Origin of the sequence: Nostoc sp. CmiVER01 (genome assembly GCF_034531135.2) — a bacterium.
In the GTDB taxonomy this organism is placed as follows: domain Bacteria; phylum Cyanobacteriota; class Cyanobacteriia; order Cyanobacteriales; family Nostocaceae; genus Nostoc.
This window is the reverse complement of sequence record NZ_JAVRBU020000007.1, coordinates 39186-65911: the sequence shown is the minus strand read 5'-3', so window position 1 is coordinate 65911 and position 26726 is coordinate 39186. Positions and strand designations below refer to the sequence as shown.

The 26726-nt window shown below is 42.4% G+C and carries 25 protein-coding genes and 1 tRNA gene; 10 read left to right on the top strand and 16 right to left on the bottom strand.

Features of this window, described 5'->3' with window-relative positions:
- Positions 1–2 precede the first annotated feature (2 nt).
- The 3 genes from RMZ43_RS12880 to hisF all read right to left on the bottom strand — a co-directional run bounded on the left by RMZ43_RS12880 (position 3) and on the right by hisF (position 1237).
- A tRNA-Ala gene (locus tag RMZ43_RS12880) sits at positions 3–75 on the bottom strand.
- Positions 76–169: 94 nt separating this feature from the next.
- Positions 170–364, bottom strand: coding sequence for a hypothetical protein (locus RMZ43_RS12875; protein ID WP_012410736.1), 195 nt, complete (start codon positions 362–364; stop codon positions 170–172).
- A 99-nt stretch (positions 365–463) separates the two neighbouring features.
- Positions 464–1237: an imidazole glycerol phosphate synthase subunit HisF gene (gene hisF, locus RMZ43_RS12870; RefSeq protein WP_322650308.1), complete on the bottom strand. Its 774-nt coding sequence runs from the start codon at positions 1235–1237 to the stop codon at positions 464–466.
- A gap of 240 nt (positions 1238–1477) precedes the next feature.
- Between hisF and ruvB the strand changes: the two genes are divergently transcribed.
- From ruvB to RMZ43_RS12850, 4 genes are all read left to right on the top strand, one after another.
- Entirely contained in the window at positions 1478–2578 is a 1101-nt protein-coding gene (ruvB, locus tag RMZ43_RS12865; protein WP_322654908.1) for a Holliday junction branch migration DNA helicase RuvB, read from the top strand.
- Between the two features lie 109 nt (positions 2579–2687).
- Positions 2688–3491 carry a tetratricopeptide repeat protein gene (locus RMZ43_RS12860; RefSeq protein ID WP_322650306.1) on the top strand — a complete coding sequence of 268 codons (804 nt, stop codon included), beginning with the start codon at positions 2688–2690 and terminating at the stop codon, positions 3489–3491.
- Between the two features lie 88 nt (positions 3492–3579).
- The gene (locus RMZ43_RS12855) at positions 3580–4854 is read left to right on the top strand and encodes a glycosyltransferase (protein ID WP_322650305.1); all 1275 of its coding nucleotides are present in this window, start codon (positions 3580–3582) and stop codon (positions 4852–4854) included.
- Positions 4855–4907: 53 nt separating this feature from the next.
- Positions 4908–6206: a condensation domain-containing protein gene (locus tag RMZ43_RS12850; RefSeq protein WP_322650304.1), complete on the top strand. Its 1299-nt coding sequence runs from the start codon at positions 4908–4910 to the stop codon at positions 6204–6206.
- Between the two features lie 232 nt (positions 6207–6438).
- Here the strand turns inward: RMZ43_RS12850 and RMZ43_RS12845 are convergent, their stop codons facing one another.
- The 4 genes from RMZ43_RS12845 to RMZ43_RS12830 all read right to left on the bottom strand — a co-directional run bounded on the left by RMZ43_RS12845 (position 6439) and on the right by RMZ43_RS12830 (position 9862).
- Positions 6439–7827 (bottom strand): cytochrome P450, encoded by a 1389-nt coding sequence (locus RMZ43_RS12845; RefSeq protein ID WP_322650303.1) that lies wholly within the window; start codon positions 7825–7827, stop codon positions 6439–6441.
- Between the two features lie 171 nt (positions 7828–7998).
- Positions 7999–8814 carry a TIGR01548 family HAD-type hydrolase gene (locus tag RMZ43_RS12840; protein ID WP_322650302.1) on the bottom strand — a complete coding sequence of 272 codons (816 nt, stop codon included), beginning with the start codon at positions 8812–8814 and terminating at the stop codon, positions 7999–8001.
- Positions 8815–8854: 40 nt separating this feature from the next.
- On the bottom strand, positions 8855–9325 hold the full coding sequence (locus RMZ43_RS12835; protein ID WP_322650301.1) for a DUF29 domain-containing protein: 471 nt from the start codon (positions 9323–9325) through the stop codon (positions 8855–8857).
- 66 nt (positions 9326–9391) lie between these two features.
- Positions 9392–9862, bottom strand: a complete 471-nt coding sequence (locus RMZ43_RS12830) for a DUF29 domain-containing protein (RefSeq protein WP_322650300.1) — start codon at positions 9860–9862, stop codon at positions 9392–9394.
- Between the two features lie 139 nt (positions 9863–10001).
- Between RMZ43_RS12830 and RMZ43_RS12825 the strand changes: the two genes are divergently transcribed.
- The gene (locus RMZ43_RS12825; protein WP_069071048.1) at positions 10002–10301 is read left to right on the top strand and encodes a 30S ribosomal protein PSRP-3; all 300 of its coding nucleotides are present in this window, start codon (positions 10002–10004) and stop codon (positions 10299–10301) included.
- Positions 10302–10311: 10 nt separating this feature from the next.
- Here RMZ43_RS12825 and RMZ43_RS12820 read toward each other — a convergent pair whose 3' ends face one another.
- The 5 genes from RMZ43_RS12820 to RMZ43_RS12800 all read right to left on the bottom strand — a co-directional run bounded on the left by RMZ43_RS12820 (position 10312) and on the right by RMZ43_RS12800 (position 17582).
- Positions 10312–12276: a serine/threonine-protein kinase gene (locus RMZ43_RS12820; protein ID WP_322654909.1), complete on the bottom strand. Its 1965-nt coding sequence runs from the start codon at positions 12274–12276 to the stop codon at positions 10312–10314.
- Between the two features lie 104 nt (positions 12277–12380).
- Positions 12381–14492 (bottom strand): SPFH domain-containing protein, encoded by a 2112-nt coding sequence (locus RMZ43_RS12815; protein WP_322654910.1) that lies wholly within the window; start codon positions 14490–14492, stop codon positions 12381–12383.
- Between the two features lie 153 nt (positions 14493–14645).
- Positions 14646–15059 carry an ATP synthase F1 subunit epsilon gene (atpC, locus tag RMZ43_RS12810; protein WP_094348863.1) on the bottom strand — a complete coding sequence of 138 codons (414 nt, stop codon included), beginning with the start codon at positions 15057–15059 and terminating at the stop codon, positions 14646–14648.
- Between the two features lie 107 nt (positions 15060–15166).
- Complete coding sequence (gene atpD / locus RMZ43_RS12805; protein ID WP_012410748.1) at positions 15167–16615, bottom strand: F0F1 ATP synthase subunit beta; 1449 nt, start codon at positions 16613–16615, stop codon at positions 15167–15169.
- Positions 16616–16853: 238 nt separating this feature from the next.
- Positions 16854–17582, bottom strand: a complete 729-nt coding sequence (locus tag RMZ43_RS12800) for a PEP-CTERM sorting domain-containing protein (RefSeq protein WP_322650297.1) — start codon at positions 17580–17582, stop codon at positions 16854–16856.
- Between the two features lie 728 nt (positions 17583–18310).
- On the opposite strand from RMZ43_RS12800, the gene RMZ43_RS12795 reads away from it, so the two are divergent.
- Positions 18311–18523, top strand: a complete 213-nt coding sequence (locus tag RMZ43_RS12795) for a hypothetical protein (protein ID WP_428850727.1) — start codon at positions 18311–18313, stop codon at positions 18521–18523.
- A gap of 701 nt (positions 18524–19224) precedes the next feature.
- Positions 19225–20049, top strand: a complete 825-nt coding sequence (locus RMZ43_RS12790; RefSeq protein ID WP_322654911.1) for a SirB1 family protein — start codon at positions 19225–19227, stop codon at positions 20047–20049.
- A 62-nt stretch (positions 20050–20111) separates the two neighbouring features.
- Here RMZ43_RS12790 and RMZ43_RS12785 read toward each other — a convergent pair whose 3' ends face one another.
- Positions 20112–20552 (bottom strand): SRPBCC family protein, encoded by a 441-nt coding sequence (locus RMZ43_RS12785; protein ID WP_322654912.1) that lies wholly within the window; start codon positions 20550–20552, stop codon positions 20112–20114.
- Between the two features lie 326 nt (positions 20553–20878).
- Between RMZ43_RS12785 and RMZ43_RS12780 the strand changes: the two genes are divergently transcribed.
- The 3 genes from RMZ43_RS12780 to RMZ43_RS12770 all read left to right on the top strand — a co-directional run bounded on the left by RMZ43_RS12780 (position 20879) and on the right by RMZ43_RS12770 (position 23518).
- Entirely contained in the window at positions 20879–22531 is a 1653-nt protein-coding gene (locus RMZ43_RS12780) for a mechanosensitive ion channel (RefSeq protein WP_322654913.1), read from the top strand.
- A gap of 226 nt (positions 22532–22757) precedes the next feature.
- The gene (locus RMZ43_RS12775) at positions 22758–23072 is read left to right on the top strand and encodes a ribbon-helix-helix domain-containing protein (RefSeq protein WP_322654914.1); all 315 of its coding nucleotides are present in this window, start codon (positions 22758–22760) and stop codon (positions 23070–23072) included.
- A gap of 2 nt (positions 23073–23074) precedes the next feature.
- Positions 23075–23518 (top strand): type II toxin-antitoxin system VapC family toxin, encoded by a 444-nt coding sequence (locus tag RMZ43_RS12770; RefSeq protein ID WP_322654915.1) that lies wholly within the window; start codon positions 23075–23077, stop codon positions 23516–23518.
- A 75-nt stretch (positions 23519–23593) separates the two neighbouring features.
- Here RMZ43_RS12770 and RMZ43_RS12765 read toward each other — a convergent pair whose 3' ends face one another.
- The 3 genes from RMZ43_RS12765 to RMZ43_RS12755 all read right to left on the bottom strand — a co-directional run bounded on the left by RMZ43_RS12765 (position 23594) and on the right by RMZ43_RS12755 (position 26725).
- A complete protein-coding gene (locus RMZ43_RS12765; protein WP_322654916.1) occupies positions 23594–24514 on the bottom strand; it encodes an alpha/beta hydrolase in 921 nt (306 codons plus the stop codon).
- Positions 24515–24626: 112 nt separating this feature from the next.
- The gene (locus tag RMZ43_RS12760) at positions 24627–24923 is read right to left on the bottom strand and encodes a hypothetical protein (protein ID WP_322654917.1); all 297 of its coding nucleotides are present in this window, start codon (positions 24921–24923) and stop codon (positions 24627–24629) included.
- A 182-nt stretch (positions 24924–25105) separates the two neighbouring features.
- Complete coding sequence (locus RMZ43_RS12755; RefSeq protein WP_322654918.1) at positions 25106–26725, bottom strand: hypothetical protein; 1620 nt, start codon at positions 26723–26725, stop codon at positions 25106–25108.
- Between the last annotated feature and the right edge of the window lies 1 nt (position 26726).

Below are 26726 nucleotides of genomic sequence, written 5' to 3'. Positions count from 1 at the left end.
AATGGAGCTAAGCGGATTCGAACCGCTGACCCCCTCAATGCCATTGAGGTGCGCTACCAACTGCGCTATAACCCCTTAAAATCCATTATACATAATGGCTTGATTTTTGGTACTTTGTCAAGCTTTTTGTGAAAAATAAATTTTTAACATCTCCTCAACCACTGGGCACCTACAAGGACACTTGCAACAAATAGGTCATACAGTGCCCCATCAAGAAGTAAACTACTAACATGGCAGCAGCAGCCAGAGCAACTAATGTACCAGCCAACATCAGAGAAAATTCTTTACTCTCGTAGGCTTTTTCCATTAAATGCAGTGACCACGCCACCAGGGCGACATCAAAAAGTAAAATAGGAAGCAACATATTTTTTAATAATTGTTAATACTTGTAAAATAATATTAACACCCTTTCAGGGAAGTGTGTCTAGCCTTAGATAGATGTCATTAAACAGTAAATGATGGGTCAAGAGAATGTTCTTACTGGCACGTTGCGATCGCGCAAGTAATTTTTGATTTCTGCTACGCTTAATTGTCCGTAATGTAACAGGGATGCGAGTAATGCTGCTTCAGCTTTGCCTTGGGTTAGGGCAGTGTAGATATGTTCACAATTACCTGCACCACCGGAAGCAATGACTGGAATTTCTACAGCATTGGCAATTGCCCGTGTGATCTCAATGTCATACCCGGCTTGGGTTCCATCAGCATCCATACTTGTTACTAGCAGTTCTCCGGCCCCCCGTTTTTCAACTTCTTGTGCCCACAGTAGAGCATCTAAGCCTGTATTTTCCCTGCCACCCCGCACATAGACATCCCAACCTGGATTCTCCGGGTTATTTCTGCGTCTGGCATCAATTGCAACAACTATACACTGATTACCAAAGCGATCGCTTGCCCGATTAATCAAGTCTGGATCACGCACCGCCGCAGAATTAATACTAACCTTATCTGCGCCTGCTCGTAACAAAGCTTTAACATTTTCTAAGGATTGAATGCCACCACCCACAGTCAATGGAATAAAGACCTGTTCAGCAGTTCGGTAGACCACATCTAAAATAGTAGCTCGGTCTTCATGAGTAGCTGTAATATCCAGAAATACTAACTCATCAGCACCGGCTTCGTTGTAAACCTTGGCCAACTCTACCGGATCGCCTGCATCTTGGAGATTTACAAAGTTAACTCCTTTTACAACCCGTCCCGCCTTCACATCTAAGCACGGTAAGATTCTTTTAGATAACATAATAACTTTTGTACTTCTGGGTAATTGACCGGAATTTAAATTTTAAATTGGCGCGGGTATTCTCAAACTAAAATTTTCACGGGTATTGGGCATGGGACATGGGCAAGAGGACAAGGGGACAAGAAGAATTGAGGACAAGGGGAAAGACTTGTTGCAAGTTCTCACAAGTCCCCTTGTCCGCCTGCTCTCCCCACTTCCCGCTCCCCACTCCCTAGTCCCTTAAAAGTAGATAGCTGAATTATGGCGATAATCTCATCGAAAAAACAGCCTCCAGAACCCAATGGAGAACCAAAGCAGCTGCGAGAGTCGGCGAAAGCACCATCCACAGAAAATATTTTGAAGCCTGAAGCTGCTATTGATGAACAAGAACAGCAGGAAGAGGGTATTCGACCACACCGATTTGCTGATTACATTGGGCAAAAAGATTTAAAGGATGTGTTAGATATTGCCATCAAAGCAGCCAAGTCTCGTGGTGAGGTGCTGGATCATTTGCTGTTGTATGGGCCGCCCGGATTGGGCAAAACCACAATGGCAATGATTTTAGCATCGGAAATGGGGGTAAATTACAAAATTACTAGTGCGCCAGCCCTAGAACGTCCACGGGATATTGTCGGGCTACTGGTGAATATGAAACCAGGTGATATTTTATTTGTGGATGAAATTCATCGCCTCTCGCGGATGACGGAGGAAATTCTCTATCCCGCGATGGAAGATTATCGCTTAGATATTACTATTGGTAAGGGTTCCAGCGCTCGGATTAGAAGTTTGCCGCTATCAAAGTTTACCTTAGTGGGAGCTACAACTCGTGTGGGTGCTTTAACTTCACCACTGCGCGATCGCTTCGGTTTAATTCAAAAGCTGCGATTTTATGAAGTTGACGAACTGACTCAAATTGTACTGCGAACCGCTCAATTACTCAAAACCCCTATTACAGAAGATGGTGCCACAGAAATTGCCCGTCGTTCACGCGGAACACCACGGATTGCTAATAGATTACTTAAGCGAGTCCGTGATTATGCGGAAGTAAAAATATCTGGAGAGATTGATGAAAGTATTGCATCTGAAGCATTGCAACTATTCCAAGTAGATCCTTGCGGTTTGGATTGGACAGACCGCCAGATGCTAAGTGTGATAATTGAACAATTTAACGGCGGGCCAGTGGGGTTAGAAACAATGGCAGCAGCTACGGGTGAAGATACTCAAACAATTGAAGAGGTATACGAACCTTACCTCATGCAGATTGGTTATTTAACTCGGACTCATCGCGGCAGGATGGCGACAAAAGCAGCATATAAGCATTTGGGATTTACGCCGCCTAATGAACAGTTGTCATTATTGTAATTATGGGCATGGGGCATTGGGCATTGATACTCGTAAATGAGCCTTTGAATTTTATTCCTCTGCTCAATGACAAATAACAAATGACAAATGACAAATTAGGTAAACCTAGATGATTAAGTTGATTGGTATTTTTCTCAGTCTGTTAATTGTGTTTGGCTGGGGTACTCCAGTCATGGCACAATCTCAAGCGCCCATTACTCAAGAACAGTTAAGACAAGGCGATGAGTGGGCAAATCAAGCGTTTGCAGCGACAAATCAAGGTGATTTTGCGACAGCTGAAACTTATTGGACAAAGATTATTGAGCAATTTCCCACCAATGCCGGGGCGTGGAGTAATCGGGGAAATTCGCGGGTAAGTCAAAATAAGTTACAAGAGGCGATCGCAGATTATAACAAAGCGATAGAACTAGCGCCGAATGTCACCGATCCATATTTAAATAGGGGCGCAGCATTGGAAGGGATGGGAAAATGGGATTCGGCGATCGCAGATTATAATCATGTTCTAGAACTCGATCCTAACGATGCGATGGCGTATAACAATCGCGGCAATGCCAAAACAGGTTTAGGAAAATGGGAAGATGCGATCGCAGACTACAAAAAATCTAATGAGATAGCCCCAAATTTTGCCTTCGCCCGTGCTAACTACGCCCTCGCTCTGTATGAAACTGGTCAAAAAGAGCAAGCAATCCGTGAAATGCGAAATATCGCCCGTAAATACTCCCAATTTGCTGATGTGCGTGCCGCCCTTACTGCTGCATATTGGGTAAATGGAGAACAAGGTGAAGCCGAAAGCAACTGGGTAGCAGCTTATGGACTTGATAGCCGCTATAAGGATATCAACTGGGTAAAAAATATCCGCCGTTGGCCTCCCAGCCTAGTTACAGCTTTGGATAAGTTCTTGAAAATTCAGTAGGCACTTCTAACTGAATAAAGATTTCTTTTCTTTGCCTATCTAGGTGTTTTCTGGTATACATCATTGTAATCAACCAGAAGCAGTAACTATGACTCATTATGGACTGATTTGCCCAGCATCAACTGGTCATCTCAACACTATGCTCCCCTTGGGAAAAGAACTGCAAAATCGGGGTCATCAAGTTACCGTATTTGCCTTTTCCGATGCTCAACCGCGAACACTGGCAGCAGGATTAGAATTTAGGACGATTGGTGAATCTAAGTTTCCCCGCGGGAGGATGGCAGAATCCTTGGCTAAGTTGGGAAAATTGAGTGGACTTACTGCATTGCAATATACCGTTAATCTGCTCAAAGAAGGGGCAGATGTTATGCTCAGGGATGCACCACCAGCAATTAAAGAAGCGGGTGTGGAGGCACTTTTAGTAGACCAGGTTACTCCAGAGGGAGGAACTGTTGCAGACTTTTTAAGACTTCCCTTTGTTACCATTTGCAGTGCTGTAGTACTTAATCGAGAAGATAGTGTTCCCCCATTTATGACAAACTGGGGGTATAACACTGCTTGGTGGGCGCAACTACGTAACAGAGCGGGTTATCAGTTGTTAAATAGCATTGCTAAACCAGTCAGAGAAGTAATAAATGAGTATCGCCGAGGGTGGAAGTTACCTTTGCATTCTCACCCCAATGACAACTATTCTTCAATAGCTCAAATTAGTCAACAGCCTGCCCAATTGGAATTTCCCAGGCAGCATTTGCCCCAGTGGTTTCATTTTACAGGCCCTTATCATAGTCCAACTGGTCGGGAAGTTCCAAATTTTCCTTATGAAAAATTGACAGGGCAACCATTAATTTACGCCTCAATGGGGACTGTCCAAAATCGCCTATTGGGAATTTTTAAATCTATTGCCGAAGCTTGTAATGATTTGGATGCCCAACTAGTAATTTCGTTAGGTGGTTCTGCAACTCCAGAGGCTTTGGGAAGTTTGCCGGGAAATCCGCTAGTTGTTGGTTATGCACCCCAATTGGAATTACTGCAAAAAGCGGCTCTCACCATTACCCACGCAGGGATGAATACTACTTTGGAGTCCTTAAATAATGGTGTACCAATGGTTGCCATTCCCGTTGCTAATGATCAACCAGGTGTAGCAGCACGTTTGGCTTGGGCTGGTGCTGGTGAGGCTATACCCCTGAGTCGTGTGAATGTTACTAAACTGCGAACTGCTATCCAAAAGGTGTTGACGGAAGATTCTTATAAACAGAATGCGGTTAGGTTACAAGAAGCGATTAAAAAAGCAGGGGGTGTGAGCCGAGCCATTGATATTGTGGAACAAGTTGTTGCTACAGGGAAGCCGGTTTTAGCTTCCTAATATACGGCATGACAAACTTTTGAAAAAATTAGCTGATTTCCATAACATCAATTATGAACTTCCCCAATAGAAAACTTGGTTTAATCGAGAACCTGTTCGATATTCTCCATGATGTAGGCGGTATGATCGATGTTAATGTTGCTCGTATAGAAGGAGCAATAAAACCTGCTATTTTACAACAAGCTCTCGATTGTCTACAAAAGGTTCATCCTCTGCTTCAATCTCACATTGTTAATTTAGAAGATGGCGCTTATTTTCAATGGGAAGGTACAACAAAAATACCCTTATATGTTATAGATAAGCAAGATGAAAATCAATGGCTGAAAGTTGCCGAAGAAGAGTTACATCAGAAATTCCCTAGAAATACCAGTCCTCTTTGTCGAGTAACTTTATTACGCTCTTCAATAAATAATGGCATTAATGAAATCATTATGACATTTCATCACGCGATAGTTGATGGAATGTCATGTATGTTGTTTGTGGATCAGTTATTGTTCTATTACCAGCAAATGACTGCTGGGGAGAATATACCAAAAGTAGTAACAATGCAACTATTGCCTCCGCTAGAGAAGTTGCTTAATAGTAGTCTCATCAGTAAAAATAATGTTGCTGAAAAACAACATGATGAGGTAATTTCTACACCCCAGTTAATTATTGAAGAAGAAGCACCTCCCAGCGATCGCCATACCTGTCTTGTGACTCGAATTGTCAGTCAAGACATGACTTTGAGACTAAGCGATCGCTGTAAACAAGAGAAAACCACTGTACATGGTGCTTTGTGTGCTGCCATGTTATTAGCAGCGGCAAAAATTGCTTTTACTGATCTACCACTTAGTTTATCCTGTGGTTCAAACGTAAATTTACGAAAATATTGCAAACCGGAAGTATCCACTGGCCACATAGCTTGCTTTGCCTCTATCGTAGAAGAAATTCATACATTACAATCAAATACGAAATTTTGGAATTTAGCACGAGAATGTAAATTAAAAATTAGTCATGCCATTAGCATAGGAAATCCAATCGCTCGAATTTTAAGCGATGATTTAAAAAATGTTAATCGAGACATTATTCTCAAAATGTCAAATCATCAAATGGGACAAAAAAATACAATACATATCTCAAATTTGGGAAAATTTAACTTAGCAGATAAGTATGGTGAATTAAAGCTGAAAGAGTTATATTTTGCAACAGGACAGCATTTGATTGGTAGTTCTTTTTGGTTAGGTGTAGTGACTATCCATGAACAGCTATTTTGCACTTTTGCCCATGTAGTTCCGCTGGTAAGTACTAAGACAGCAAAGTTATTAGCAGATTCTGTTATAGCTAATATTGAAGAAGCATATATATGCTAAAATTTCACATTGGAGGTGTTGACGGAAGATTATTATAAACAAGAAGTACTCACTCTTTACGATTTACTATAAAGAACAAGGATTGAGCAAAATTACAATTGCTCAGGAACATATTTTCAAAGCTTGATGAGAGATAATTAGCCTAACTTAGTAATATTGAAACTTAAATATGGAAATGAAATGAGATAAGATGCGATCGCTCCCATCCTATCTCATATCATTCTCAAACTTTCTAAACCAAACTAGTCTCCCGGACTGTCTGATTTTGCTCACGCTTCCCTGTCACCATCATCTGTACACCTCCTTTTGGCCCCAATAGCGCCCCCTTACGGGCTGGCTGCACTGGTTTGCTATCAGCTAATTCCATCTGCCAATGAGATAGCACTGTTGCCAAAACCACCTTCATCTCAAACAGCGCAAATGCCATGCCAATACAGCGACGGTTCCCGCCACCAAAGGGTAAATACTCAGAAGGGGTAAATTGCCGTTCTAGAAAACGCTCTGGCTTAAATTGTTTCGACTGGGAATATAAATCTTCTCGATGATGGGTCAAATAAATGCAAGGAATTACCAGAGTACCAGGATTTAACTGATAACCCATGATTTCTAGGGGAGATTTAACCAAGCGATTTAGTGCCAACATTGCCACTGGATATAAGCGCAGAGTTTCTGAACAAACAGCACTCAAATAGGGCGATCGCAAAATAGCATTTGGATCAGGGTTTTCACCCAGGCTATCTATTTCTTGCACTAATTTTTCACGCACCTGTGGCAAATGGTGAATCCAGTACAAAGCCCATGTTAAGCTAGTTGCAGTAGTTTCGTGACCCGCCACCAAAAGGGTAATTAACTCATCACGTAACTCTACATCAGTCATTGGCTGCCCGTCTTCATCACGAGTTGCCATCATTAAAGATAGAATATCAGTCCGAGATGGGTCAGATTGCTGTTTGCGTTCCTGAATCTCAGCATAGATGAGTTCGTCAATTTGCTGTCGTAAATTCAAGAATTTACCCCAAGGACTCCAAGAACCTAAATCTCGTTGCAGTGATGGAAAAACAAGCATCATTGCCGTAACGAAGGGTTGGTTTGGATTCAAAATTTTCAGCAGCACTTCCCTGAGTTTTTCATAACGTGGCCCATCTGCTAGACCAAATACAGCTTTCAAAATCACCTCTAAGGAAATGGCTTGCATAGATGGCAGAACTGAAAAGGATTCCCCAACCTGCCATTGACTAATTACTTGTTCTGTGATTTCACGGGTCAACTGACCATAAGCCAGCATTCTTTCTCCATGAAAAGGGGGTGTCAACAACTTTCGTTGGCGTTGGTGAGGCTTACCTTCTAGAGCTAGTAGTGATTGCTTTCCCAATAAGGGCGATTTAATCCCTGCCGGTTCACCAGAGTCTAACTGTTTTGGATCTGTAGTAAAAATCTGTTGAATCGCCTGGGGATTACTAATGAATACTTGAGGAGTAAAAACAGGGCCAATCCGAAGGGTGAAAATATCACCATAGCGTTTAGCACAGGCTTCCATGTATTCTAAGGGATTAGTCAGCCACTGATAGGTCTGTACCCAAGGGTGAGTTTGAGGACCGTTAGGCAGTTTAAGTGCAGACATTTTTATTAATCTCCCAATGATTAAAAGATTGTTATCAGCCAGTCATTCATGCACCCGTAGTACCGCAAGGCGAAGTTAAAAGTCAAAAGTCAAACAGTTATACAGCGTAAGAGTTTCGTTGATTTGGAATGGGAGGTTTATTTATGCTGTGCTGTAGTAGCTTGATTAATCTTAAACCACAGATTGGGCAGATGAACTTACCAATTCTTGAATCTGCCTTGGAGTCAATTCTTGCACATTACGCAAGACTACTGCTGCTCCTGCTGCTATTAGCGTCTCACTGTATGCATCACTACGCGCTGCTGTTTCCTGGACATGGGGTGGTAAAACCCCTACACCAAGCCAAGTGCGAGAAGAATCTAGACTCCGCGCTTTCTCGACGGTATACATATCTGCTACCGTATCTCCCACATATACTACAGCTAATTTTTGCTCAATTCCATTATCTAACTCACGAACTGTAGCGAAAAGCCCCGTAGGGTCAGGTTTCCCTGGTGCATCTTCCATCGCAATCAACACCGGAGATTCCAAACCCAAGCGTTTTCCTAAGACATAGTTAGCAGAAGCACGAGTTGCACCACTAAAAAATCCCCAAGCAATCCCGGCTTGGGTAAGTTGTTCTAAATAGCTAGGTTGTAGTAATAAGGGTTCATTACAGATATACCCTGTAAAATTATTTGGATTTGAGCCACGGTAGCGGGATTGAAAAAAAGCAACGATCGCACTGTAATCTAATTGCAGTTCTTCACGCGTCTGTCCTTGGGTTTCAAAGTAGCGGTAAATTAATTCCTGCGATGCTTCCCAATCGTTATTCCATACGCCTTCAGACTTCAGTTGGTCAATATCCAGTGGGGTTGGACGATATGCTTGGATAGTAAAATATTCTACGGTATCTGCGATCGCCCGGCGATAGGAACCGCTAACATCGCGCACAACACCATCAATATCGAAAATAGCGATCGCTTTTACTGAAGTTTGTTGAGTCATGGGACAGAGAGCTAAGGAGTTTTACATCATCATAATGCGCTCATGACTCAGGTAAAAAATCGGGGTCAAGGGCTTGCTCTGGCGTAAAGAAAGATTTTTCTGGGAAAATAGCAATGTCTAATCCAGTTTCAATCACAGCCAGCCGTCTAGCAGTTTGATAGCTTTCGTCAAAAACTTGCTCAAAGTAAGGTTTCAAACTCGGACTTTCCTTGAGTGCTTTTTGGATTCGCCTGCGGTGTTCCAGAATTGTGTACTGCCAACTTTTTGAGCGCCTTTCAGTTTGAATTTGGTATTTGAGCAGATGCATTAGCAATACTTCCAGATTGCTCTCCAATGCCCGTTTTTCACTTCTGCCCATCGTTTCAATTTCTTCAATCAAATTCTCTAAATCCAGTTCTGTGAGCCGACCTTGCTTGAGCAGTTCTGCTGTGGTTTGAATCCACAGGTAAAAATCTTGCTCGTACAAATCTGAACCAGATATTGTTTGAGAGTGGGGCAGTTGGGCAGTCACGTCGCTTCGCTCCGAATTCAAAAGTCAAAATTAATTAACAGTAGAATATTTTAGATCCAGTTGAAATTATGACTCAGGTAAAAAATCGGGATTGAGGGCTTGCTCTGGCGTAAAGGGAGATTTTTCTGGGAATATAGCCAAATGCAATTCAGTTTCATCGGCAGCTAAGAGTCTAGCATCGTCATAACATAGCCCGAAAACCTCATCAAAATAGGGTTTAAGGCTAGGACTTTCTTCTAGAGCTTCTCTAAGGCGTTTGCGATGCTCTCGAATTTTGGCTCGCCAACTACTAGACCGCTTCTCGGCTTGATATTTATACTTCAATAGATGCATCAGCACCACTTCCAAATTGCTTCTGAGTGCTTTCTTTTCACTCCTGCCCATTGTTTCAATTTCTTCAATCAAATTCTCTAAATCCAGTTCTATGAGCCGACCTTGTTTGAGCAGTTCTGCTGTGGTTTGAATCCATAGGTAAAAGTCTTGCTCGTACAAATCTGAACCAGATGTTGTTTGAGATTGGGGCAGTTGAGCAGGCATAAGCATTTTTTAGTTAGCGCCAACTAAACCTTATGGTAGACCATTCTCAATCACTGTTTGGTCATTTGATAGAGTATTGCGTTAAAATAAGCGATCGCTATCCTAGTTCAGTAATGCCCGGAAATTCCCGGAGGTGTGATTGACCAAGTTTATTTTGAAAATTCTGTGGTTAGACGAGAACGTTGCTCTTGCAGTCGATCAAATTGTCGGCAAAGGCACAAGTCCCTTGACTAAGTACTTTTTTTGGCCCAGAAATGATGCCTGGGAAGAGTTAAAAAAGGAATTAGAGTCCAAACATTGGATTACTGATGTGGATCGTGTCGAGTTGCTTAATAAAGCAACAGAAGTGATTAACTACTGGCAAGAGGAAGGCAGAAACCGTCCAATGGCAGAAGCTCAATTGAAATTTCCAGAAGTTGCCTTCACAGGTAGCGCTTGATATTACAAAATTAGCTATTGTCATGTTCTACAAGCTGCCACAGTTTGATAGTCTTGTCCCGGCTGCCGCTTGCAATTAATTGTGTAACTTTGCTCACAGCAACAGCAGATACTGAGTCTACATGACCAGAGAGAGTAACAATCTCTTCTGCTGTGCTTACCCTCCAAAGTTTAACTGTTTTGTCGCAACTTGCACTTAGGAGTGTTTCGCCATCGGCAGTAAAAGCCACAGCCACCACAGACCAAGAATGGCCTACAAGTGTGCAAATTAGCTGACCAGTGTTTACCTCCCACAATTTAATAGTGTTATCATCACTACCCGTCGCCAAAATTCGACCATCAGGACTAAAAGCGACTGTCAAAACCGCCCATGCATGACCCGAAAGGGTGCTTAACAAGCTATAGCATGGGCGGTTTTCAACAGGAGGCAAAGGAGCAGGGGGAATGGGGCAAGGGGACTCGGGGCCCCCACGGAGTGGGGATTGGGGGAGAGGGGGCAGGGGGAAAGGTGGAATGTTCTCCGCTCCTTGTGAGTGGTCTTTTAACTCAGCACTATTTATATCCCCCTGCTCCCTGCTCCCTGCTCCCCTGCCTCTTGTTGGTATCTGCCACAGGCGAATTGTTCTGTCATAACTAGCGCTGGCTAAAAGCTGTCCTTGGGGGCTAAATGCCACTGAATTTACCTTTAATTGGTGTCCAGCTATAGTGCAAATTTCTCTGCCAGTGTTGACATCCCAGAGTTTAATTGTCTTATCCCAGCTACCACTAGCGAGAATCTGCCCATCTGGACTGAAAGCAACTGATTTTACAGCGTGTGCGTGTCCCAAGAGGGTGCAGATTTGCTCTAATCTTTCAACCTGCCACAATTTGATAGTTTTATCATCGCTAGCAGTTGCCAGAATTTGACCATCAGGACTAAAGCTAACTGATTTTACAGCTTGAGAATGTCCTGATAAGGTAGCTAGGACTTTTTTAGTATTTAAATCCCACAATTTGATATTTTTGTCATCACTAGCACTGGCTAAAGTATAACCATCAGGACTAATGGCAAGGGCATTCACACTACTTAATGTCCCAGAATGCCCAGTTAAGGTATGCAAGCATCGCCAAGGAGGATTTGGTAATTTAAAATTTTGAGTTTTAGATTCCATACCCATTGCTTGCATAACTTCATCAGCCGATTGAAAGCGGCGGTTAACAGCCTTTTGCAGCAGCTTGTCGAGAATTTGCGCCAAGCGTAGACTCTTTGAGTCTTGTCGCCAGACATCGCTTACCTTAGTAGTAAGATATTGTTGCCAAACCCAGCAATCATTAGCAATATCATATAAATCAAAGGGAGAAATCTGAGTAAGTAAGTAAATACAAGTTACACCTAAGCTATATAAATCACTAGCAAAAACCGCTTTTCCTCTCGCTTGCTCTGGTGCAGCGTATTCTGGACTGCCGATACTGGTTTCAGATGTTAGGCAATCAATTTCTGTAACGATTTTTGCAGTGGAAAAATCGACTATAACGAAATTCCCTTTTTTAGTAATTGGGGATCTACGGATGATATTTTGGGGTTTAATATCGCGGTGGATGATGTTGCGTAGGCGTAGCCCGCCGCAGGCATCGCTAATAAACTGAAAAACTGGCAACACATCTTCTAAAAGTTGCCAAATCTGAGTTTCATTAAAAGCGCCTTCTTCTTCAACCACCTGAGCTAAATTAGTGCCTGCAATAAACTCTTGCACTAAATAGAAATGCCCATCTTGCTGAAAATAATTTAGTAATGCGGGAATTTGCGGATGCTTCCCTAATTTTTCTAGTTGTTGCGCCTTTTGCCCAAAAGTAATAGAAGTTTCGTATTCTGGCGATAATTCTTGAACGACGCAAGGAATTGGAGGAAACTCACCCTCATCTACAGCGAGGAAGGTTTTAGAGAATCCCCCTTTACCAATCTGCTTGATTAAATGATAACGTTCTTGTAAAAGCAAAATTTATCTACCTACAAGGTGGGCATTTTGCCCACAAGAAGATACTGTCGTTTGTTTTTTGTAAGGGCAGAACATTGTTATGCCCCTACCTCATATTCCTGATGTTACTTATCTACAGGAAAATTCACAACTATCGGTGGAAGACCGTTTTCTGTGGTTGATTGTCCATTGTTAACAACTGGTTGTGGATGCAAAGGTGTTGGTGTCAATTCGCCTTTCCCAGTTTGATTCCATAAAATCATGGATAGTAGCCCATCCACTAAGCCGTTATTGCTGCCATTACTGCCAACTAAGACATCTGGTATTAAGCGGACATTGCGATCGCCTATAATCTGCATTAGTTGCATTGCCGTATAACCTTGTGGCCCCAAAGCTTCCACACCAGCGCGGTAGGTTTCAGCTTTAGCGTTACCTGTAGCCCGAATACCTTCAGCCTCAGCAATTGACCGAAGTTTTGTCCCCTCGGCTTCACCAGTCGCCTGCTTAATTTGGGCTTGGGCTTTTAGGTCAGCAATATGTACACTCTGCTCCGATTTCACCATTTCTTGCTGAATATCAGCGAGTGCTGTCTCCCGGACAAGCTGCTGCCGTTGGGTTTGCGCCATCTGCTGGACTTCATAAGTCTTGCGTTCTTCTTCAGCAATTTTCCGGTCTGTCTGTGTCTGCATTAGTGATGCTGGTGGCTGAATATCACCAATCAGGGTGTCGATCGCTTGTACGTCATAAGCCCGCAATGCTGTTTTAATATACTCAGCAGCCTCAGATTGTCGTTCGCTCCGAGCGGTGAGAAAGTCTAGTACAGTATAGTCTTGGGCTGAGTTGCGGAAATAATTCCCGATAGTTGGTTCTAATACATGGTCTACTAGATTTTGCATTGCACCAACGCGAGAAATTACCTTCGGAGCATCTAAAGCACCCACATGGATAATTTGCGCTACTTCCAAATCAAAGGCAAACCCATCACGCGATCGCACTGTTAAAGAAGCCAGTTTAGCATCATAGCTGTGGCGTTCAGTCCGACCTGACCAGTTTAAAACAATGTTGGTCGTTGGCACGAGTTCAATCTTCATAATCCGAGAATTAATCGGGTGCTTACCAGGATATAGCGGTTCGACCCACACACCCTTATGTCCCTGATTCACCAAGTTACCGTGGGTGAAAGCTGCACCACTGACATCTTGATGCGCCTTACCCACGAAAGAAATTACTACACCCACATACCCAATGGGAATTTCGGTCATCGGCACTTGCTCAACTTGGACAAACCAAGGATTCAAGTTCCAAGAACCCGAAAGCAATATCTGTTCTTGCAAACCTCGCCGTCCACCGCCGTTAATAAATTTCTGACCATTTTGAAAGTTGTCGTGTCCCTCAATTATGGGGCCTGCGAGTTCACCAGCAGAGATTGGTAAACCATCTAAGGTAGTAACGATGCCTACTTTGTCAGACGCCAGATTGTACACCCGCAACTGTTCTGGAGTCATGCCATGAGTGCTAGCATTTGCTGCCATGATGACTTTAAACAGGGCGGTATTGATCCGGTACGTACCAGCCGTAAGAAAACCCATTTGCCGCCCTTTTTCCCCGCCTTGGGTGAGGAATTTCCGAGCATCTTGGAAGTTGTCACAACTGACAATTTTACCCAAAATCCGCTCTGGTGGGTTGGGTTGACCATCTGCTGCCACAATCAAAGCGATTTCCCCTTGGGGAACGACAACTACCGGGTCTTTTTTTACAGAATACTGCCAAGGCCAATAGCCCCAGTGCCAGCCAGGAGCTAAAGTATCTGCTTGCAAGCCAGCTTCGCCGTTGAGAGCAATTAAACTGCCGGCGGGGAGTCCACGCCCGGAAAGGGTAAATTTTCTAACTACAATACCGACTTCACGTTCGCCAATTACTACAAGTCCGCCAAAGAATAGGGGGACAAATATAACTAAACCCCCGACAACTAGGATGGGAACCACTACAACAGGATTAATTCCAGCAGCTTGATATTGAGTCCTGCTAATTTGTAACTGAGCAATATTTGATTTGGTCTGATTTTGCTGGACTGGTGCAGTAGTTGTTTTTACAGGGGTCGCATTGGCAGAGTGAATACTTCCAACCATCGTCAAAGATGTTGGCGCAGCCATCGCTAACGTTGCTACGATAGATGCTGCAAGACGAACTACCTTATTTTGTTTACGAGTACCAAGTAAAGATGAAAACCTTTTCATAATCTGTGCCCATCTGGGCAACTAATTAGCTAAGTTAACACTTCACTAAAACTAGGCTCGATTTCTTAAACTTGATGTAATTTTTTTAAAATTTAATAAATAATTTGTAGGCTGGACATTACCCAACCTACAGAGTTGAAATAGAAAGTAAAATTAGACCGAACCGCCAGCCGCTTGAAACCGAGCGCGGGCGCGTTTGAAGGCTTGATTTGCTTGAATTTGGGCTTGGCGATCGTCTGCTGACACTTGACTTAGACGAGCTTCTGCTTGGTTGTAAGCAGTACGCGCTTCATCAAGGTTAATTTTGTCGCCACGTTCAGCGCCGTTAACCAGAATTGTCACTTCATTTTCTTCGACTTCAGCAAAGCCACCCAAAAGGGCGATCGCTTCCCAATTCTGATTTTTAGCACCGCGAACTCGCATTACACCAGTATCTAGTGCGGTCAAAAGTGGTGCGTGTCCAGTTAGGATACCTAGTTGACCAGTAGTGCTAGGCAAAACTACTTCTTCAGCTGGGGCATCCCATACTGTTTTGTCTGGGGAAATTACACGAACGGTTAATGTCATTTGTCTTTTGTCCTTTGTCCTTTGTCTTTTGTCTTTTGCCACTAGTCATTAGCGATCGCACTAATGACTAATGTACAGACGCGATTAATCGCGTCTCTGACTAATGACTAACCTTTGATTTTTTCAGCTTTAGCGATCGCTTCGTTAATATCGCCAACCAAGTAGAAAGCCTGTTCTGGCAGAGCATCTAACTCACCAGACAGAATTTTTTGGAACCCTTTGATGGTATCTTCCAACTTCACATATTTACCAGGAGAACCGGTAAACACTTCTGCCACAAAGAACGGCTGAGATAAGAAGCGCTCAACTTTCCGCGCCCGCGCCACGATTAAACGGTCTTCTTCAGACAATTCATCTAGACCGAGAATAGCGATAATGTCTTGGAGTTCTTTATAACGTTGCAGAGTTGATTGCACCGCCCGAGCAGTATTGTAGTGTTCGTCACCTACAATGTTTGGCTGGAGCATGGTGGAAGTGGAACCAAGGGGGTCAACTGCGGGGTAAATTCCCTTAGCTGCCAAACCGCGAGACAGTACTGTGGTTCCGTCCAAGTGGGCGAAGGTGGTAGCAGGGGCGGGGTCGGTGAGGTCATCCGCAGGTACGTACACTGCCTGAATGGAGGTAATGGAACCTTCTGTTGTCGAGGTAATCCGCTCTTGCAGTTCACCTACGTCGGTTCCCAATGTGGGCTGATATCCTACCGCAGAAGGCATCCGACCCAATAGCGCGGATACTTCCGAACCTGCTTGCACAAATCGGAAGATGTTGTCAATAAACAGCAGCACATCCTGCTTGTTCACATCCCGGAAGTACTCTGCTACTGTTAATCCCGAAAGACCAACCCGCATTCTAGCTCCGGGTGGTTCGTTCATTTGACCGTAGACTAGAGCAATTTTTGATTCGTTGAGGTTTTCGTTATTGATAACCCCAGATTCAATCATTTCGTTGTAGAGGTCATTGCCTTCACGGGTGCGCTCACCCACGCCAGCAAATACGGAGACTCCACCATGCTGGGTAGCGATGTTGTTGATCAACTCCATCATGATGACGGTTTTACCAACACCAGCACCGCCGAATAGACCAATCTTACCGCCGCGTCGATAGGGAGTCAGAAGGTCAACAACTTTAATCCCAGTCTCGAACACGGAAGGTTTGGTTTCCAGGTCGGTGAATTTGGGAGCAGAGCGGTGGATGGGTAAACTTGCCTCAGCATTTACAGGCCCCCTGTTATCCACAGGTTCGCCAAGGACGTTGAAAATCCGCCCCAAAGTGGCTTTACCAACTGGCACCGTAATGGGAGCGCCTGTATCGGTGACTTCAAAACCGCGCACTAAGCCTTCGGTAGAACTCATTGCAACAGTCCGCACTTGGTTGTCGCCCAGCAGTTGCTGTACTTCAACGGTGATGTTGATTTCTTGTCCAGATTCGTTAGTGCCAACGATTTTCAAGGCGTTGTAGATTTGTGGCAATTTCCCGCCGGGAAATTTAACGTCTACAACTGGGCCAATGATTTGGGTAATGTAGCCAATGTTTGTTTTTTCTGCGGTTGTGACCATGCTGCGCCTAATGATTGAAGCTATATTTCAGATACGGTCGGACAAGACATAAATTTAAGCAATGTCACCTTTCAGATTAGCACTGAACGCCCCCACCTTCGCCTTAAATTGATCCTTAAGACTGGGGCTTGGGGATAATAGGCTAGGTTCCCGAACTGCTTGGGAGACTCGAAATCAAAAACTGCCATGTCTTGCAACAACAGACACAGCAGCCATCAAAATAGGTTAAAAATGAATTTTAGGCTTTAGATGCAGCTTTCTGGTGTTGTTTGCGTTTTAGGAGCGAAGTTGCACCGCAAGCACCGAATGCAATTAAACCTAATACAGATCCAGGCTCGGGAACTGACTTACTTGCAGGAGTAAAAGAAAGATTGTCATATACAAACGCATTAGTCTCTCCTATTCCAGTAAGGACAACCTTGCTGATATTACCCAAAGATGAAGAAAACTTTAACTGCTTCCACTCTCCGACTGCTGGAGTAATGGTGTCAGTACCTAGTAGCAAATTGTTGATATCAAATGCTTGTAGCTGGAAAGTAGTAGGCTCAAATTCTTCAGGAAACAAGAAATCAAATCCTCCAGCAGCAAAGATAGAGAAATCACTTATCAAGTCAGCAAAACTGATTGTTTCTGGGTCTGTTGGTAAACCACCGTCTGATAAGGTCGTATCACGATTGAACGCTAAAAAGTTAGAGCCGCTGAGTGCGTTAACTCCAAAGTTGCTGCCTTGATTCAATATAGAGCCACCACTCAGTTGAAATGGGCCACTAAAGGTTACACCCAAGGGGGCATACAAATTAGTAAGGGCAGTAGTGTCAGAAAATAAAAATGGAGCATCTATAGGATTGCCATTAGCATCAGTGTCGAAGTCAATCAAGCCAGCCTGTGCTGTACTGAAGGTTCCTAGAGTTATAAATGCTGTGCCGATGGTAGCTATTGAGAATTTCATTACAATTGAAGTAGCCATAAAACTCATTTCTCCAAAAAAATGTGTTAACAGTGGAAATATCCTCAACTGCCTACGCGAAACTTTCAGCGAAATTGCACATAACGCCTCAATGACGACAGGTGAAGTTTCAGCCTTTCGCTGCGATCGCAGATATAAACACTAGTGAAAATAACTAAACTTTTAAACTTAGCTTTTGTCTTCTAGTTATTTCAAGAGGTTTTATCTGTGTTTTCCTCACTTGCTTATTCACTTAGATTAGTGGCAAATTTTTTTTATAACTAGATTTTGTACGTGTATTCACATAAAAATTACATTCTAAACTAGAATAAATAACAGCCAGAGCTTAGATTTAATGGGACTTGTGTAAGCGGTATCAAATGAATATTTGGCTAAAACTTTGTAAACTTAAGTTGTTCCTTTAAAACAGATTTATCAACGTAATTATACGTATATTATATTTAAATATACCGTAATAACACACTGTTATGATGCTTACCTATTAAAACCGTAGTGGTTAAAAACTTAGGGTAGCGATGCCTGCGGCGAGCTTCTCTAAGAGACGCTCCGCGTAGCTTGCTTCTCTGTAAGAGTACGCCAAGGCTTGCTAAATTCTATTAGAAAAGTTTACATAAAAAATCTGCTCTCTCTAGCGATCGCAGAAAGAGCAGCTTAATACCATTTATTCAAATAGTTACTACACACCTTCTCAACGCAATTTCGGAATCTGAATAATTAATAATCAGTATTTGGTACTTGGATACTATACATCTTTATGCTTATACTACTTTAAGAAAGCTTACATAAAAAATCTACTCTCCCTAGCGATCGCCTACGGTGTACACACAAGTCGTAAAATCCCACCTAACACTTGGTTTCGTCCTCTAGCAATAGGATTATGCGATCGCTCACAAAACCTGTCCGCAGCAAGGAGGAACGACGAACGCAAGAGCGTGTTGTAGACAAGCAATCGCTTTAACTTACCGGATTATGTGATTACTTCGCTCCGTTATCACTGCGCTCGTAATGACAATTTAAGGGGTCTATAACGCCTGAAACCCTTTGAGATAGTACTTTTGTGTACACCGTAGCTAGTGATCGCAGAAAGAGCAGCGTAATACCATTTATTCAAGTAGTTACTACACATCCTCTCAACGCCATTTCGGAATCTTCCTTGATTAATAATCACTAATTCTTACTTGGATTCTATACATCTTTACACTGCTTAAAACAGATTTCGCACAAACTTATACTACGTTAAGAAAGTTTACATAAAAAATCTGCTCTCTCTAGCGATCGCAGAAAGAGCAGCGTAATACCATTTATTCAAATAGTTACTACACATCCTCTCAACGCCATTTCGGAATCTAATCAATCAGTAATATGAGTAAATTAATGCTGTTTAATAGCTTTATATTATACGTTTTTACATTTTTTATGTAAAAGCTCTACTTGATACTATAAACATGTATATTTGTCAATACGTAGGAGCTATATTAACCTATTTTCATTTTCTGGATAGATTAATGCCATGAAACTTATGTACAAACTAGATTTTCAAATCTTCTGAATATCCCTAATATAAAAATAGGTAGAAAAAACTATTTTCAGTTCAGTCAAGGCGTTCTCGCTTCATCCTCACACTTCGACCAAGCAAAAGCTTATGAATTTCTCGTCAGCACGACAATATTTTTATCAGGAGATTCAGCAGTCTGACGAACACATTGACCTAGCAAAGGCAGCTTTATATATTGCACAAGAAGAATATCCCAAGCTAGATCCAGAAGAATATCTCAACGCCCTTGATACAATGGCATGGGAGCTTCAAGAACGCCTGCCTGATTCACGATATCCTTTGCGGATGATTCAAAGTATTAATCAGTATCTTTATGAAGATTTAAAGTTTTCTGGTAACCAAATCGACTATTACGATCCGCGTAACAGCTTTTTCAATGATGTAATTGACCGTCGGCTAGGGATTCCTATTAGCTTGGCGTTGGTTTATCTGGAAGTTGCTCGACGGATCGATTTTCCGATGGTGGGTGTGGGGATGCCGGGACATTTCCTAATCCGCCCAGATATTGAAGATATAGAGATTTTTGTGGATGCCTTCAATGGCGGTGAAATAATATTTGCCCAAGATTGCGAAGAACGGCTGTCTCAACTTTATCAGCAACCTGTAACGCTACAACCAGAGTTTTTAGCTGTAGTCAGTAATCGGCAATTTTTGGCACGGATGCTGACAAATTTAAAATTTATTTACCTCAAACAGCAAGAGTTAGAAAAAGCACTGGCAGCAGTTGAACGAATTTTATTGCTGTTTCCTGGTGTAACTTTAGAGTTACGCGATCGCGGTCTGATCTATTATCAACTTGGTTACTACCCCCAAGCCGTAGACGACTTACAAAATTATTTAGCAAAAGTTCCCGATGCCCAAGATGCATCTGTAATTCGGCGGCTACTTACGGAATTGGGGAAAGAGGAGTAGAGAGGCAGGGGGCAGGGGAAGAAATAAGCAATACCTAATGACAAATGACAAATGACAAATGACTAATTTTGTTGTTCCGCGACTCGTTTGAGGCGGCGGAGTTGGGCTTGCATATCTTCTTTTGTCCAAGATGCGGCAAAGGTGTTAAAACCCCAACTAACTAAAGGGTTAGGGATATCGTACTCAAAGCGGTTAAGTAGAAGCGTTCCCTTTTCTGTTGGCTGACATTCCCAGCGATCGCGCCCTTGAAAAAATCCCTGAAATTCCCAAACTACCAAACCCGGTTGTCGTTCTACAACTACGCTATTCAACGTGGGTTTCAATATAGGAATTTGAATGATAAAACGGCTTTCACTGCCAACATCAGTACTCCAAGCACCCACAGGTTCGCAACGGAGAACGGGGTTGAGCCAGCGATGCATGAGAGCTAAATCGCTAATACAACGCTCTACCACTGTAGCTGTAGCATTAATTTGAATCGATTGCTCCAAAACTTGGGACATTCTATAAGCTGTTACTCATTTAAATTGCACATCCACTAGTCAGGTTGTCATTTGTCCTTTGTCCTTAGTAAACACAAATGACTAATGACGGTCTACACGGAAAATAGTGCAATACGTAGGCGCTGTTAGCTTATCTCTGATGCTGTTGCTGCAATTAGAGTAACGCCAAATCTAGCACTATCAGTAGATTAAATCAAATATTAGTAACAAAGTCAAAAATTACTCTTGATATCAATGACATAAATATATGTTTTTACTGGTAAATTGATAGGCAAAACACTGACTCAGTGTTTGCGGTGAATACTTAAGCATAATTCCCGACAACCATGAACACAACTTGGCAAGGAATAACCGAGGTGATAGGAGTTGCTTTGTCCACAAGGGTACAGCAATTTTTGGCACAATCGCCCAGTCTGCAACCGATACAACCAGCAGTGAATCAAGGAATTGCTGATGTGCAAGGTATTGTTCAACAGTTAATTCTGTTTACGCCCCGTCTGCTGGGGGCAGTAGCAATTTTGTTAGTAGGTTTGCTAATTGCCTTCGGTGTAGCCGCGCTGACGCGAGGAATCCTCAATCGCACAAATATAGATAACCGCATTGCCGCAGGGGTAACGGGTCGTCAAGATGTTCCCCAAGTAGAGAAATTAATCTCCAGCTTAGTCTTTTGGAGCATTATTCTGTTGACGGCGGTAGCTGTTTTACAAGCATTAGATTTAGAGGTAGCGTCTCGACCTCTGAATATTTTTCTCAATCAACTTACTGGCTTTTTGCCAAAGTTGGTTGGTGCGGGAATCCTTTTGGTAACTGCCTGGTTTTTAGCCACCATCGTCAAGATTATCACTGTACGCTCATTACAGGCATTTAACCTGGATGAACGTTTGAATCCAGAACCAGAAGACAGCGTACCCAGCCTCAATCAGCTGTCTCTGAGTGAGACTATTGGTAATGCTCTGTATTGGTTTATATTTTTACTGTTTCTGGCTCCAGTTTTAGATACTCTTGAACTAAGGCAGGCTCTACAACCAGTACAAGCTCTCATTACAGAAGTTCTGCTAATTCTACCGAACATTTTAGCTGCGGCGCTAATTGCTGTAGTTGGCTGGTTTATAGCTAATGTGGTACGGCGGATTGTGACAAACTTGCTGGCAACAACTGGCATCGACCATTTAGGTAGTCGGTTGGGATTATCTGCGGCTGCGGGGGTGCAACCTCTATCGAATATTATCGGCACAATTGTCTATGTTTTGATTTTGATTCCTGTGGCGATCGCAGCTCTCAATGCCTTAGAAATTAATGCGATCTCTGTGCCTGCGATCGCAATGCTGCAACAGATTCTCAATGCCCTCCCTGCTATCTTTACAGCCCTGGCAATTTTGATTGTTGCCTATTTTATGGGGCGGTTTATTGCGGATTTGGTTACAAGTATCCTTACCAATTTAGGGTTTAATAACATTTTCACTATTTTGGGTCTGACAACACCCAGTAGACGAATCGTAGTTTCAACAGAATCAACAATCCCCCCAATTCCAACCCGCACACCATCAGAGATTGCAGGCATTGTTGCCTTAGTGGGTATCATGCTATTTGCAACGGTGGCGGCGGTGAATATTTTGAATATTCCAGCCTTGACAGCATTAGTGTCTGGGATTGTGATCATATTCGGACGGATTTTGGCGGGATTGGTAATATTTGCCATTGGTTTATTCTTAGCAAATCTGGCTTTTAACATCATTACAAGTTCCGGCGACCGCCAAGCCCAAATTTTGGGACAAGTGGCGCGGATTGCCATCATTACCTTAGTTTCTGCAATGGCACTGCAACAGATTGGAGTTGCTAGTGATATTGTGAATTTAGCCTTTGGACTTTTACTCGGTGCGATCGCAGTTGCTATTGCCCTAGCCTTTGGTCTTGGGGGGCGCGATATTGCCCGCGAGCAAGTTCAAGAATGGCTAAACTCTTTTAAAGGTAGAAACTAATTCCTCTGTGACATCTCCCACCACTAAATCGTCCTTCCCGATTTTGGTGGGGGCTTCCAAGATAATCTGGCTACTGCTGTACATAGGCTCTTTGCTTTAAAGAGGGAATGATCTTTAATATGTAAGAGCTTTCTGCTGTTTTAGATAAATAACTGACTCTGCCTTTTAATATGCGATCGCTCTGGTAAGGTAGTAGATAAAATCAGCCTACCCAAACTTTCATAGTATGACTAACATTAAGATTTCCTTGCCTGAGTCAATGAAAGTCTTTGTCGAGGAACAAGTCGCTAAGGGCGGTTATAGTTCAGCTAGTGAATATCTTCAAGAGCTAATTTTTCAAGACCAACAGCGCAAAGATCAAGAAGAAAAACGCGCTCAGTTGATAGCGAAATTTCAGACACAGGGTCAACTGAATAACGAGGAGTTTGAACTAATTGCAGATAAGTTAGCTGACGAGTTTACGGCATACTTTGGGTTAGATTTACCTATGCTGTCAGATTATGCTGTGACTCGTGAGAGTATTTACGAGGATCATCCTTAACAGTGGTATACCTCATAGATACTAATATTCTGCTGCGTTTTGTAGATCGCACTCACCCACTACACCCAATACTACGAACTGCCATCCGAAAATTGCGACGTGATGGACATACACTGCAAATCACAGCGCAAAACTGCGTTGAGTTTTGGAATGTTGCTACAAGACCAGCCACAAAAAACGGATTTGGCTTGACACCAACAGATGCAGATCGGCTGCTACAACTGATTGAGCGTCTCTTTCCATTGTTGCCTGATATGCCTACTATTTATCCTGAGTGGCGTAAGCTTGTTGTCGCATTTAGTGTATCAGGTATCCAAGTGCATGATGCTCGTCTCGTTGCTAATATGAAGGTAAGCAGTATGACGCATATTTTGACGTTAAATACCAAAGATTTCATTCGCTATGCGTCTGAAGAAATTGTAGCGGTTGATCCAATAACACTGTAATGATTCAATGTGCGATCGCCCTTTGCTAGTAAATTTGACTCAACGATTGATAGAAAGAACGTTGTAGTAAGAACACTAAGAACTAGGAAACTCTAACTCACTGCTTCCTCGCCCTAACTGTGCCGTCTGGGGTGGTATATGTCGCTCTAACCAATCTTCCAAATCAGCTATTACTTCGTGGTAGTTTAGGTCACACTGAATTTCGTGATAGGCTCCTGGATACTCGATTCTCAGCTTATCTGTGCAATTTACCCGTTGGTAAAATATATCACTTCCCGCAGGTAAAGCAACTCGGTCTGCACCACCGTGGAGAATTAACAATGGTAATTGCCAATCAGCTGCGTGAGCATAAATCCAATCAACTGTTGCAAAAAATTCTGTAGCCAGACGGGCAGTAGCAAGGGTATGTCGCAGTGTATCTTGAGCGATGGCGGCTAAAACCTGCTGATCTCGTGAACCAGCACTCAGATCAATGCCTGTATTCAGGGTAAAACGCGGCCACACCCGTGAGAGCATTTTTCCTAAAAGCACCCGAATCGGTGAAACTCCAACTTTCCCTAAGCTTGGCGCTAGAGCGATCGCACCTTGCAAAACTGATGCTTTTTGGGGATGGCGTAGAATATAATCTAAGACAATCACCCCACCTAAACTATGACCCAAAAGAAAAATTGGGCATTCAGGATTCTGAGTCTGAATTAACTGTAAAAAGGCTCCTAAATCTTCGCAAAACTCACTCCAAGCGTTGATATAGCCTCGCTGGCCCGATGAGCGTCCATGACCACGCAAATCTAAGGCGTAGACAGCATATTGTTTGGGTATCAAATGCTGAACTATATTATTGTAGCGATCGCTGTGTCCTCCAAGTCCATGCACAATGGCTAATATTGCCCGTACTTTACCCTCTGGATACCAGCTTTGGTAATACAGTTCAAGTCCTCCAACACCTTGAAATCTGCCTTCTCTACGAGACACGATGCGATCGCTATGGTCAATCATCTGGTTAGTTTTTTAGATATTTTCCCAGCAAGCTATTAACATGTCAACTAATTATTAACCAACAGGAGCCAAATTATACGTTATTTCCTCAATTACATGTTGTGGTAAGGGTTTATTGCTCTAAAAAGTTTGTAACTTTGAAATTTGATGTTCCCTCCCAACAGTGATTTAAAAACGCATTTACCTGAGCATCTGCTGAGTCAGCCGATTCTCTAGAAGCGTTAAATTGCACTGCTGTCACAATATATTCAAAAATAATTACAAACTCTTTTCGGGGTGAAATTCTTTCGACTACAATTGTTTCACCTATTTTAGGAACTTGAGGCACATTCACTACAAATGTCTCAATTTTCGGTTTATCTAGTGGATTTTTGAAATTGAAATATTTACAATAAACAACAATTTTCACTTAGACAACCACCAATAACATTATAGATAAGCTAAATTATTCTTTAATTGGAAGATTATAAATATTATCATAGTTTTAAAAAAAATATCTACCAATTTATACAAATAATCCAAAATCCGGCTACAAGATGTAAACCTGTAAGCCCAGATGAAATCTAACAAATCTTAACTATGAATTACGAATCATTTACCCTGCCATAGTTGCCGTAACGACTGAAAAATCCTTACAAATCTCTCTTCTAGCCAGAGCATAATATAATCAACCCATTCTAAAAGTTGCTCTAAGGGGTGCTTTTCGTAACCTATTGAAGTTGCTTTGGTTTCTATCCAGTCTGGCTGCGCCTCAACTTGAGTGCTTTGGTGAAATTGCTGGTGTAAAATTTCCCCTTTCTGACTCTCACTCTCGCTTTTAGATTGGGAAATGCTAGTTCGGGTTTGTTTTGTAGAGGCAATTTTTCCAGATGTTTTTTTACTTCTTCGCACCAAACCAGATCCAACTTTAGGTTGTCTTATAGTTAAATTATTTTGTGGAAAATGTCCTGTTGATATTGAGGCTAAAGCAGGATTTGTCTCTCCAGAAAGTGCAACTGGTTTTTGGGCGATGGTTTCGGTGTCGCCAAATAGATCATTCCATGTTAGCCAAGGATTATCTGTTAAATCTTGGTTTTCCAACTGAGAGCTTTTGGACAAAGACTTTCTACGTGATGATAATAGTTTACCTGGCAATTTCTCATCGCTAGTTGTTGACTCAAGTGTTTTTCTATTCCCAACACCAAAAAAGTAATTAAGCGCTGCCTCAATCAAAGCCTGAACATTCAGTCTATGAGTTTCTAAACTGTCAGCATTGGCTGTAATTTCTCCTCTAGCAGCTAATTGCTCTTTGCCATAAAGAAATATATTTAACTGACTTTGGGCAACTTGAACAACTTTTTGACTACGTTCTTGTACAGGTACTAAAGCATTTGATTCCAATTTAGCAAAGGCTATATCTAGAAATGCTAATAATTTATCTGTATTAAGTAAATCTTTTGGTACCCCTTCAGCTAAAACTGAATTTTTAGCTATATTTCCATCAGTGAGTTTTGCTAATAAATGGTCAATTTGTGGTAATAGTTCCGTTTCTTTTTTAGCTATAATCAACCGCCAAGACTTCCAATAATTAGCAACTTCGTTAATAATGCGGTCTTCTAGTATTGCCTGTTGCTGGGGTGTCAAAATATCTAGAATTTCATTGTCGGCAGTAACAAGTACTAAACTACGATCTATCAAATTTGTGGCAATTCCCCGCACTACTGCAAGCTGCTGATGGAGAGCATTTTCTAGCTGTAAAGGGTTGAGACTTCCGCTCTGATTATCAGTAATATTTGATAATTGAGTAAGATTAGGATTATTTGTATACTTTTTAGCAAATTTTAGCCGTAAAACTCCCAAGAAAGCCAAAGGTTTGAAAAATTCAACTATTTTTGCAGGATTAGAAGCAGCTTCATTAGATGACAGATAATTGACTGCCTCTAGTACATGTTGAATGGGACTATCAACATTTGGAATTTTGGGTTGGAAACCGGTATCATTTGGTTGTAACTTTAGTCTAGTTTGTGGTTCTTTGGTCTGTAGCGTTTTCCCAGATGATTCAGATGACTGAAACAGTAGATACACTGGGTAAAGTAGTGCCTCCACACCCCACTTAGTAGCAACTTGCAAATGCCGGAAGGTGTGTTCCCACTGTTGTGTCACCCGCCGAGATTGCTGGTGGACAAAGTTAAATAGTCTGCTTTGATAACGCCCAGAGGAACCAGAAGACATA

Bases quoted from the DNA above. Each gene is read 5' to 3' on its own strand.
- RMZ43_RS12765 (WP_322654916.1), bottom strand. From the start codon at position 24,514: ATGATTGACCATAGCGATCGCATCGTGTCTCGTAGAGAAGGCAGATTT.
- RMZ43_RS12790 (WP_322654911.1), top strand. From the start codon at position 19,225: ATGAATTTCTCGTCAGCACGACAATATTTTTATCAGGAGATTCAGCAG.
- RMZ43_RS12875 (WP_012410736.1), bottom strand. From the start codon at position 364: ATGTTGCTTCCTATTTTACTTTTTGATGTCGCCCTGGTGGCGTGGTCA.
- RMZ43_RS12800 (WP_322650297.1), bottom strand. From the start codon at position 17,582: ATGGCTACTTCAATTGTAATGAAATTCTCAATAGCTACCATCGGCACA.
- RMZ43_RS12785 (WP_322654912.1), bottom strand. From the start codon at position 20,552: ATGTCCCAAGTTTTGGAGCAATCGATTCAAATTAATGCTACAGCTACA.
- RMZ43_RS12780 (WP_322654913.1), top strand. From the start codon at position 20,879: ATGAACACAACTTGGCAAGGAATAACCGAGGTGATAGGAGTTGCTTTG.
- RMZ43_RS12755 (WP_322654918.1), bottom strand. From the start codon at position 26,725: ATGTCTTCTGGTTCCTCTGGGCGTTATCAAAGCAGACTATTTAACTTT.
- atpD (WP_012410748.1), bottom strand. From the start codon at position 16,615: ATGGTCACAACCGCAGAAAAAACAAACATTGGCTACATTACCCAAATC.
- RMZ43_RS12860 (WP_322650306.1), top strand. From the start codon at position 2,688: ATGATTAAGTTGATTGGTATTTTTCTCAGTCTGTTAATTGTGTTTGGC.
- RMZ43_RS12775 (WP_322654914.1), top strand. From the start codon at position 22,758: ATGACTAACATTAAGATTTCCTTGCCTGAGTCAATGAAAGTCTTTGTC.
- RMZ43_RS12815 (WP_322654910.1), bottom strand. From the start codon at position 14,492: ATGAAAAGGTTTTCATCTTTACTTGGTACTCGTAAACAAAATAAGGTA.
- RMZ43_RS12845 (WP_322650303.1), bottom strand. From the start codon at position 7,827: ATGTCTGCACTTAAACTGCCTAACGGTCCTCAAACTCACCCTTGGGTA.
- RMZ43_RS12855 (WP_322650305.1), top strand. From the start codon at position 3,580: ATGACTCATTATGGACTGATTTGCCCAGCATCAACTGGTCATCTCAAC.
- hisF (WP_322650308.1), bottom strand. From the start codon at position 1,237: ATGTTATCTAAAAGAATCTTACCGTGCTTAGATGTGAAGGCGGGACGG.
- RMZ43_RS12850 (WP_322650304.1), top strand. From the start codon at position 4,908: ATGAACTTCCCCAATAGAAAACTTGGTTTAATCGAGAACCTGTTCGAT.
- ruvB (WP_322654908.1), top strand. From the start codon at position 1,478: ATGGCGATAATCTCATCGAAAAAACAGCCTCCAGAACCCAATGGAGAA.
- RMZ43_RS12840 (WP_322650302.1), bottom strand. From the start codon at position 8,814: ATGACTCAACAAACTTCAGTAAAAGCGATCGCTATTTTCGATATTGAT.
- atpC (WP_094348863.1), bottom strand. From the start codon at position 15,059: ATGACATTAACCGTTCGTGTAATTTCCCCAGACAAAACAGTATGGGAT.
- RMZ43_RS12830 (WP_322650300.1), bottom strand. From the start codon at position 9,862: ATGCCTGCTCAACTGCCCCAATCTCAAACAACATCTGGTTCAGATTTG.